This window comes from Nostoc sp. UIC 10607, assembly GCF_047228265.1.
Lineage (GTDB): Bacteria > Cyanobacteriota > Cyanobacteriia > Cyanobacteriales > Nostocaceae > Nostoc > Nostoc foliaceum_A.
In genome coordinates, this window is the sequence record NZ_JBIQNW010000123.1 from 1 (window position 1) to 8,948 (window position 8,948).

Consider the following 8,948-nt stretch of genomic DNA (forward strand, 5'->3'; position numbering starts at 1 on the left):
ATAAATAATGAACACTGAGACAAGAATTTAGCGATCGCACCTTTTTTAGCCGACCTCACAAAATCGCATTGCTCCCCCGCTACAGTCACATTATCCCATGAATCATCCACAATATAAGACCCAGACAGAAATTCACAGTGCGCCTGACCTGCGTAAATAATGCTTTCAAGTTGTGCTGATGACAACAAGCCTTGTGTGATAATGTTTTGTGGTAGATGCGGTTTATAAGTTGGTGCTGGTGGCGAGACAAGTGCTAGGGCTGCACTTTCGCAAAGCAGCGAGGGATGAGGTAAAGCGTCCTTGATCCGGATTCGTTGTGGGCGATAAGTTTCATATAAAGTATCTTTGAGTCCATCATTTGCAGACCACTCGACGACTTCGTATTCCAGCACTACTATGTCGTCTGGAAGAAAGGAAACTGTTTCTGGTTGTGCAACTGTAGTACGTTTTGGCAATTGAACAACTTTAGCGATGCCTACGGCGGGCGGGTACGCCATCGCAGTAGCTTTGATCTCTGAGCGTTCCCACGAAGATCGCTTAGGTAATTGCTCAATCAACGCTAGCAGTTCGGGCAAGTCCAAGGTTTCGGAAATACAGGGGATGTCACTGTGATTATCAGTTGGGACTTTATCGATTACCGTAATTCGGGTTTCCATCGTCGTCCCGTGTTTGGAGTACACCTTGCCACTGACCCCAACAGACAGTAGAACTCGCGCAAAATCCTGCCACTTAACAAAAGTCTCTCGCCAAGTAGGATTATTGGGAGAGAACCAGTTGGCTGTGATTGTTACCAATCGTCCACCGTCAGCCAGTCTTTGCAATGCCGAGTTGATATGCCTTTTTGTTGCGTCGGGATTGCGACTGTTGATTTTGGGAGATGCACAGAAAGGTGGATTCATCAGAACAACTGAGGGCTGAGTCTTGCCAACCAGATAGTCGTTAATTTGTTCCGCGTTTACTGAGAATAATGGTGTACCAGGGAATAATCGCCGCAGAATCTTACTTCTATCGGGTGCAAGCTCGTTGAGCATCAGACTTGCACTGTGCAGTTTAGCCATTTGTGCTAACAAACCAGTTCCGGCACTTGGCTCCAGCACCAAATCAGTAGCTTGTATAAATCCTGATTTTGCTACCAGATAAGCAAGCGGCAGAGGGGTGGAGAATTGCTGAAGCTGTACTGATTCTTCACTACGGCGAGTATGCGTCGGGCAGAGGGCTGTTAATTCTTCTAATTGTTGCACAACCACTTGAGGTTGTTGTGATAAAATCTTAATTTCCAGATGACGCAGATATAAGATTTGCGCCACTTCCACTGCTTCGTAAGCGTCTTTCCACTGCCACGCACCGGACGCAGCAGTGCCTAGAAAATAGCGATTCATCTGGGCTTGAACAGTTTTCGTAGAGAGAGGGCGATTATCTATTAAAACTTTTGCAAGCTCTTGGGCAACATTAATAACTGACTGCCCATAATCGATTACTGTTTGCAAATCGAATAAAGAACCTTGAGTGAAAAGTTGCTGTACCATTGCATCACCCACAATATTACTTTTTCACTTTTGCGATGGCGAAGCCTTTCTCTTATTAATAAATGAGGCAAGTAATTGCCTCATTTGAGCTTTTAAACTTTCACACATTTATTATTCGGTGATCAGCCGAGGGTTAAAAAGCGAATTAGCCAGCTTTACGTGGTCTACCTAGCTTGCGCTTGCCTGAAGACTTTACATCAGCCTTTTTAGTTTTCGGTGATTTGTTGCCAGCATTGTTAGCTTTATTTGAGCGAGTAGTACGTTTTTGTTGTGGCGAAATTTCTTTAACTGGAGGCAGTAATCTCAATGTAGGGAATGAGAGAATAACTGCTTCGTTACTGGTACGATGAATAACTTCATCCTCTGATGTCCAAGGATCTGGCAATTTTTCAAAAGTCATCGCTTGTGATGTGATTACTTTTGATACTGATGGGATTGTAGAAGCGGCTATATTCCCATTGCTAACTGGAACCACATTACTAGCGTAAGCAGCCGATACAAATAGCCCGTTAATGAACTGGAACATGACGAGAGTAACAAATGCCCAAAAGATAGCTATTATTGCTAGGGTAAGTAGAGATTGTATATCCATGATTATTTCTCAACTAAGTATTTGTGATTTTCAATTGATTTACGCAAAGCGGATTTGAGCCTTGTCCAAATATGAAGCGAATTTGAACATATCCTCTCTTCAAGAGAGGACTTCACTCTAAAATTAGCGTAGCGTACCTCTAATTTAATCCAACCAAATTCATCCATTACTTTAAAGTTTATTTACAAAATAAAGCAGATTTTAGTGTTTACCTATTTAACGATTTCAAGTATTATATTTATAAATTTGCTCAAAGATAAACTTAGAGTTAAGTCTATGATTAAGATTTGATTTGTTAGCTAATTATTGAAATAAAAATTTGACTTAAACGAAAAATAAAAGCAGTCCTCACAATTAATTGAAAGTATGCCTAATCCAACTACCGACTTAGTTCGCTCCTACCTCAAAGAAATCGGACGCTACCCTCTGCTAACTCCTGAGCAAGAGATTACAAATGCTAGGCTTGTACAGCAGATGATGGCGATTGAAGAACAGCGCTCAAGCCTTGCACTTCAATTAAAGCGAGAACCAACCACAAGAGAATTAGCTACCTCACTTGGGCAAACCGAAGCTGAAGTACAGTCAATCGTTCAACAAGGTCAAAAAGCTAAACATAAAATGGTGACAGCGAACCTACGATTGGTAGTAGCGATCGCCAAAAAATACCAGAACCACAACTTAGATTTTCTCGATTTGCTCCAAGAAGGGGCACTGGGTTTGCAAAAGGGAATCGAAAAGTTTGATCCCAACCGAGGCTATAAACTATCGACCTACGTTTATTGGTGGATTAAGCAGTCAATTACACGGGCGATTGGAGAAAAGTCTCGCACTATCCGTCTGCCAATCCATATCAACGAAAAATTAAACAAAATCAGGAGAGTACAGCAGCAACTGTCTCAATCTTTGGGTCGTCCTCCAGTTGTAGCAGAAATAGCCGAATCCTTAAATGTATTGCCCAATCAAATACGGGAATATCTTCACGTTTCGCGCACTCCAGTGTCGCTAGAAATGCGAGTTGGAGATGAGCGCGAAACTGAACTAGCTGATATTTTACCGATGGATGGTATTTCTCTAGATGAGCAAATAACTCAAGAGCTTTTACATCAAGACTTGAGTAAGTTGCTGGCATTGCTCAATCCAAGGCAACGAGAAGTATTGACTCTACGTTTTGGATTGGAAGATAATCAGCAATTGACCTTAAGTCAAGTTGCAGAACGCCTAAATCTTTGTCGAGAAACAGTTCGTAAAACTGAACATCAAGGTTTGAAAATTTTGCGCTCTCATCAAAATAAGATCAAAGACTATCTTCTTAATTAGGACTAACTAAGGGTTGTTGGACTCTAGTTTCATTTATATAAGTCGAACTCGCTACTCCAAAGGCTGGAAACAAATCGCCACTGCTGTTAAAGATGCCTCCAATTGCGGCTGTCAGGAGTGCGATCGCGTATTCGCACTTTCCGGCGGCATCGCCTCTGCTTAATCCCCGGCGAAAAACCATCAGATTGTTACTGTTTCAATCAAATGGTGCATGAATATATTGATGCCAGAAACTATCCTTATAAATAGAACACCGAAGAAAGAACCGATGCCCAGCAAAACTATTGAAGTCCGAGAGTACACCGTTAGAGCGCACAAGCGGGAAATTCATACTCGCGTTTTCAACTTTGTGTGTAAGCAGTGCGAACAACCCACACAACGAGAAACCTTTGGTATTCGACCTCTATATTGTGAGAAATGCCGTCCGCCACAAGCACCCAAGCAATCGAAAATAGTCCCTATAGGCAAGAGGAAACCCAGAGCTATGAACTACAAGAGTGGTAAAGACATAGCCGGATGATTTGTTGTCTCAAGGTTTTGAGTGAGCGCATGAAAGTGAGTGAAGCAGTGCGCTCATTCTCCCTAACCTAACTCAAACTGGTAAAAAGTAAGTTTAGTGTTTAGGAGTCATTCAGGAGTTGCAAACTGTGCAAATAACTCTGCCCCTGTTAGGTCATTAGTTTCATTGGCGAAACAGTAATATTTAGGCTTTTCATCAATGAATACCTGATGATCTAAAACAAGACCTTCACAGTTCTCGAATAGTCCAACAGGCATGAAATACTGGTTATTTTGTTTCAATTTATAAAATAGATGGCTCCCACATTGCTTACAGAATCCACGTTCTGCCCACTGTGACGATTGATAAACCCCAATATTTTCTTCACCAGAGAAGCTAACATCACTTTTACAATCAACAGCTAACAGAGGCCCTCCGCCCCAATTGCGGCAGATACTACAATGACACGCTCCCACATTTTTACTCATGCTAGTTGTGGAAAGGCTTACTGCTCGACACAGGCAACTACCTTTTGCAATGCTCAGGTTAGACATATTGTTTCCTCCGATTCCATGCAGGCGCTCAAATTCTCACATTTTCCCTATTTAATACTGGAAATGCCAACAATACATAGTCTACACCCGGATTTCTCACCACACCTCGAATGGAGGAGTAATGAGTAGTGAGTAAGGAGTAATGAGTAAAATTCTTAACTTATTACTTATTACTTATATGCAAAGCAGCTTGTGAGAAATGCGGGTACAGGCTTACCAACTAAGAAAGCCGTTTCAGTGTTCTATTTTGATGCTTGGTAATCTAACCGCCATAAACGTCCATTTTGTTCAAAAGTAATGGCGATTACCTAAAAATATTGATTTAGCCTACGCCAAGTGATTGTCTAGCCATCTGTTTATATTCATCTAAACCTGACTTCAGTGCAAATTCTGCGATGGCTATGGGATAAGAAGCAGCCAGTTCAATCACTTGTTCTGCCATCTTCGACCAAATACGCCCACCCGATGAGGCGTATGCTGATATCAGCTTATTCAAAGCGTCTTCACCAAAAGTGCGGTAATGGGCGACAAAATCACGGGCTGGGTCAGTGACGGCTGCCTCAGTCCAGTCAATGAAGCCAGTTACCTGTACTTGGGCATCAATCAAAATATGCCCAGCGTGTAAATCACCATGAGTTAACACTGTTTCTTTTGTCCAAACCTCATCCTTTTGGAGCCAAGATTGCCAACGGTTCCACAACTCTTCACCAACACCAAACTCATTCTTCACTGCATCCATCTTCTGTTTCATCGCCGCACGTACTTCTTCAGAGGTTTCAATGGGAAGACCAATTGCGCGTGCTTCCTCAATGCTAACTTGATGAAGAGAGGCAATCCCCTTAGCTAGCGATTTATGAAACTGGTCGGGTGGATTTGCTGGATCAATTTCCCACACATAAGCTTTTGCTTCAGAGTCAATTGTGCCTGTTGGCACACCGCTTAATGCCCGGTAAGCAATGAGTTCATCTGTGCAAATAGTCCATTGTGGCACTTCCACATTCAGAAGAGGAGCAATCAGTTCCAGCGTGCGTTTTTCCTTACCCACTGACGGTAGAACGTCCTCCCGCCGAGGAAGACGCAAAATCCAGCGTTCTCCATCAGTGTCCCTTGCTAACACAACTTGAAAATCAAGACCCGATTCATTAAATTGCAGCGAGTCATCTTGGATAGTCAAATTATGCTTGTGGGCTAGTTCAAGCACTTCCTGCTTTGATTTTGTCTTTTTAATCATGTCTCCTTACCACTACGCATCAAGAATGCTGACTACTGCTGCACAACATTGGGAATCAACTTAACCGGAACATAATCTTAGCAAGCTTCCCAAACCCTTGAGTAAAGGCATATTCAATCTCTGCGGGATCACAAATCTCTGTTAGTTTGGATTTCAGCCCAGGAAGTTCTCTAACCTCAATACAGATATTTACATATACATCCTTAGTTTCCACATGGAATAGTCCAGCATTTATGTTTAAAAAATCACCTGTTAGCATTGAACAGTAAGTTAAAGATTGTTTCCATTGTGATTTGTACTTCATTTTAAAATAATTATCGCCTAAATTCTTTTTGAACTTAGATGACTTTTCCTGTGGTTTTGGTTCCCAGAATATACTATTCTCTAACTGCCCAAGGGCTTCTATTGTCGTTACATTAGTCGCCACATTGCTACTGCCTTGTTGTTTAAGCTTTCTCTGTTCAACAAAAGACATAGCCAGGATGCGGTTCTTATGTCGCTCAAAAGCTTCCTTGTACAGTTCCCATGCTTTTTTGGTAATTGCTGATTGGGATGGCTCAACTATTTTAACGATTTCGCGCCAATCTCCAAGAGTAAATTTAGTAATATTTTCAATAAAAGCGATGAAAATGGCGCTATAAATTTTAGTGGGACTCGCACCCCGTAAACCTTGCCTTCTGATGGTATCAGTAACTAAGTCTAATCTGTAAGTAGAAACAGAAAGGTCAATTTCTGCAAGCTCAAGGCTAAAACCCTGCCTAAGTCGAATTCTGCTAAAACTTGGCTTTGCAGAATTTTCTTTAGTAATAAAATCAATCGTTTCACCACAGCTTGGACAAATAGCTTGGTGATGTTGAATCACCACTCCATCCTCGTCAACTTCGGCTTCAATTTTAGCTAATTCATCAGTTAGCGGTTTAAAAATATGGGTGCAATGCTCACATTGAATTAAGCCTTTGTTTTGTATTTCTGATATAGTTTTAGGCAATAAACTCCATTTGCGGGCTTCATCAGGAAGTCCATGTTTTTTCCAATTATCGGTAATATCAATAATTACCGCAGTTGGTTTTAAAGTGTAAGTTCTTAGAACCCGCCCCAGCATTTGCAGCCAAAGAGTAGAGCTCTCAGTCGGACGGACACAGTAAACGCACTCAATATTAGGGCAATCAAAGCCCTCAGTTAAGATTTCGTAATTAGTAATTACTTGGGTTGTCCCATTGCGAAAACGCTGCAATATTTCTAATCTCTCTTGTGGGGGAGTCTTCCCATCCAAATGTTCGGCACTAATATAATTACGAGAAAATTCCGCAGCCAGGGCACGAGAATGTTCTAAGCTACAGGCGAAAATAACTGTACGAAGATTTCGTGCATATTTAAAGTAATTCTCAAGGATTTCACTAACGCCAATTTGGCTAGTGACAGCAACCGCTAGCTCTTTGGCTCTAAAATCCCCACGAGATTTTGCAACTCCTATAGTAGAGATAGTTTGATTCGTTGCAAATAATCGAAAGTTACTTAAATACCCAGACTGAATTAAATAAGCCGTGTCAATGCCAACAATCAAATCATCAAATAAATCAACAAAACCTTGACCGTCAATTCTCTGAGGAGTGGCAGTTACACCTAATATCTGGGCGCTTTTATAATGTTCAATTAGTCGCCGATAAGATAAAGCAGTTGCATGATGCGCCTCATCTAATATCAAAAGTCCAATGTTCATTGGCAACTCTAATACCTCTCGTCTGCTCAACGTTTGAACGCTAGCAACTTGGATTCTCCGTTCGGGATTAGCCAGAACACCTGCTTTGATAATCCCAACTGGTTCACCGATAATTGCTGAGAGTTTTTCGGCAGCTTGAGATATCAACTCAATCCGATGGGCAATGACTAAAACTTGCTTTCCTTGGTCAAAGAATTTATGAGAAATATGTGCAAAACACACCGTTTTCCCGGCGGCTGTCGGGAGTTGTGCAAGCACCCGCCTATTACCTTTCTCCCAAGAATTCCAAATATCTTTTATCCACTGATGTTGATAATCTCTAAGTTCGTAGGTAACAGGCATTTAATCTACCTCAACAAGAATTTTTCTCCCGTGGGAATATTGCTCATTATGCCACAAGTTCTTCAAGTTAAAATATTGATAATCCCAATTCTCAAAGTAGTAAAGATGTTTTGGGTTGAGTTGATGCGATTTTACTTTATAAAGAGCAAATTAGATAGACGAAAAATATAGATTTACCAAATTCTTGGTTTATTGGCGATAATATTGGTGATGTAGAAGCTGAACAGAGTGCAGGGTACAAATCGATTTTGATAGCTCAAGGTAATCAGTCTCAGCTCCAAATGTCTCGTTTAGGAATTGCTGACTATATTTTGGTTAACCTTTCAATAGCAGCACAGGTGATAATAACTGCCTCTTAATCATGCTTAGTCGTGGAAAAACTCTCGAACCAACCGCGATGCCAAAAAAAGAAGAGCAATCCAGCTGCGATCGCTACCATAGCTGCTAAACAAGCTGGATAACCGCAATACCATTCCAGTTCTGTCCGGCGATTCTTGCCAGAGCTAAAAAATTCATTTGAGCTTCTGATAGTCTTCAAAAAAGCGATTCAAATCACCTAAAAGTTGACAAAACAAACTTTTGTTTTCATAAGTGCCAGTAGCATTCTCCCAAGAATCGCAAATTCTTGGGCTAGTAATCGGCAAAATCAAAACAAATAGAGCCGCAATTAAAGGCACAATTAATATAAGGTTTCGGACATCAGTAATTAAATCACCAACTTCGCTCAGAATAGGTAGCTCGTATTGGTGACGATGGGTAATTAGTGTATCCTTGCTTTTCTGAGGCTGAGTTTTTTGCTCCTTTTCTAAATTGAGATTGGGCTGAATATCTATCTCAAGAACGTTCTTTCTGACTACTTCAATTGCCGTCAATAAATCATCTATAGGTTGTCCATTTCTAGCACGAGTGACAAGTATTGCTTCTAGAATTATTAATCTTGACTTGGAAGTTAATAGTATAGGCATCTGTTGATTAGCTTCATTGATGAAATCCTGTTGTTCTTTGAGAAGCTTGCTAGTTTGCATATTATGTAGCCACTGTTTTTGAACTAGTAGTTCGCGTTCTGATAGTCTAAAGTTTTGAGAGAGACTGCTTAGTGGTGCAGAAAACTCTCCGGAGTCTCAAGTTGAGAACACAGTGACACGGGAGAACTCAATTTGTTGCTCT

Annotated in this window: 11 protein-coding genes; 3 read left to right on the forward strand and 8 right to left on the reverse strand. The window is 41.1% G+C overall.

The annotated features are described in order from the left end of the window. Together ACEYW6_RS35015 and ACEYW6_RS35020 are read right to left on the reverse strand one after the other, a co-directional pair. On the reverse strand, nt 1-1,526 hold a 1,526-nt coding region (locus tag ACEYW6_RS35015; protein WP_412983414.1), incomplete at its 3' end, for a strawberry notch-like NTP hydrolase domain-containing protein. A 145-nt stretch (nt 1,527-1,671) separates the two neighbouring features. Then, a complete protein-coding gene (locus tag ACEYW6_RS35020) occupies nt 1,672-2,118 on the reverse strand; it encodes a hypothetical protein (RefSeq protein ID WP_412983415.1) in 447 nt (148 codons plus the stop codon). A 366-nt stretch (nt 2,119-2,484) separates the two neighbouring features. Here ACEYW6_RS35020 and ACEYW6_RS35025 point away from each other — a divergent pair, with 366 nt between their 5' ends. Further along, complete coding sequence (locus tag ACEYW6_RS35025; RefSeq protein WP_412983416.1) at nt 2,485-3,435, forward strand: RpoD/SigA family RNA polymerase sigma factor; 951 nt, start codon at nt 2,485-2,487, stop codon at nt 3,433-3,435. On the opposite strand, the gene ACEYW6_RS35030 is transcribed toward ACEYW6_RS35025, so the two are convergent. Then, complete coding sequence (locus tag ACEYW6_RS35030) at nt 3,428-3,616, reverse strand: hypothetical protein (protein WP_412983417.1); 189 nt, start codon at nt 3,614-3,616, stop codon at nt 3,428-3,430. The genes ACEYW6_RS35025 and ACEYW6_RS35030 overlap by 8 nt on opposite strands. A gap of 87 nt (nt 3,617-3,703) precedes the next feature. Here ACEYW6_RS35030 and ACEYW6_RS35035 point away from each other — a divergent pair, with 87 nt between their 5' ends. Then, nucleotides 3,704-3,955, forward strand: a complete 252-nt coding sequence (locus ACEYW6_RS35035; protein ID WP_412983423.1) for a hypothetical protein — start codon at nt 3,704-3,706, stop codon at nt 3,953-3,955. A 107-nt stretch (nt 3,956-4,062) separates the two neighbouring features. On the opposite strand, the gene ACEYW6_RS35040 is transcribed toward ACEYW6_RS35035, so the two are convergent. From ACEYW6_RS35040 to ACEYW6_RS35050, 3 genes are all read right to left on the reverse strand, one after another. Then, nucleotides 4,063-4,488, reverse strand: a complete 426-nt coding sequence (locus tag ACEYW6_RS35040) for a GFA family protein (RefSeq protein ID WP_412983418.1) — start codon at nt 4,486-4,488, stop codon at nt 4,063-4,065. 322 nt (nt 4,489-4,810) lie between these two features. Continuing rightward, nucleotides 4,811-5,719, reverse strand: coding sequence for a macrolide 2'-phosphotransferase (locus ACEYW6_RS35045; RefSeq protein WP_412983419.1), 909 nt, complete (start codon nt 5,717-5,719; stop codon nt 4,811-4,813). Between the two features lie 55 nt (nt 5,720-5,774). Further along, nucleotides 5,775-7,781 (reverse strand): DEAD/DEAH box helicase, encoded by a 2,007-nt coding sequence (locus ACEYW6_RS35050; protein ID WP_412983420.1) that lies wholly within the window; start codon nt 7,779-7,781, stop codon nt 5,775-5,777. 167 nt (nt 7,782-7,948) lie between these two features. On the opposite strand from ACEYW6_RS35050, the gene ACEYW6_RS35055 reads away from it, so the two are divergent. Further along, the gene (locus tag ACEYW6_RS35055; RefSeq protein ID WP_412983424.1) at nt 7,949-8,140 is read left to right on the forward strand and encodes an HAD hydrolase-like protein; all 192 of its coding nucleotides are present in this window, start codon (nt 7,949-7,951) and stop codon (nt 8,138-8,140) included. On the opposite strand, the gene ACEYW6_RS35060 is transcribed toward ACEYW6_RS35055, so the two are convergent. Together ACEYW6_RS35060 and ACEYW6_RS35065 are read right to left on the reverse strand one after the other, a co-directional pair. Next, the gene (locus ACEYW6_RS35060; RefSeq protein WP_412983421.1) at nt 8,137-8,319 is read right to left on the reverse strand and encodes a hypothetical protein; all 183 of its coding nucleotides are present in this window, start codon (nt 8,317-8,319) and stop codon (nt 8,137-8,139) included. The genes ACEYW6_RS35055 and ACEYW6_RS35060 overlap by 4 nt on opposite strands. Continuing rightward, the gene (locus ACEYW6_RS35065) at nt 8,294-8,806 is read right to left on the reverse strand and encodes a hypothetical protein (protein ID WP_412983422.1); all 513 of its coding nucleotides are present in this window, start codon (nt 8,804-8,806) and stop codon (nt 8,294-8,296) included. The genes ACEYW6_RS35060 and ACEYW6_RS35065 overlap by 26 nt, the downstream gene beginning before the upstream one ends. Between the last annotated feature and the right edge of the window lie 142 nt (nt 8,807-8,948).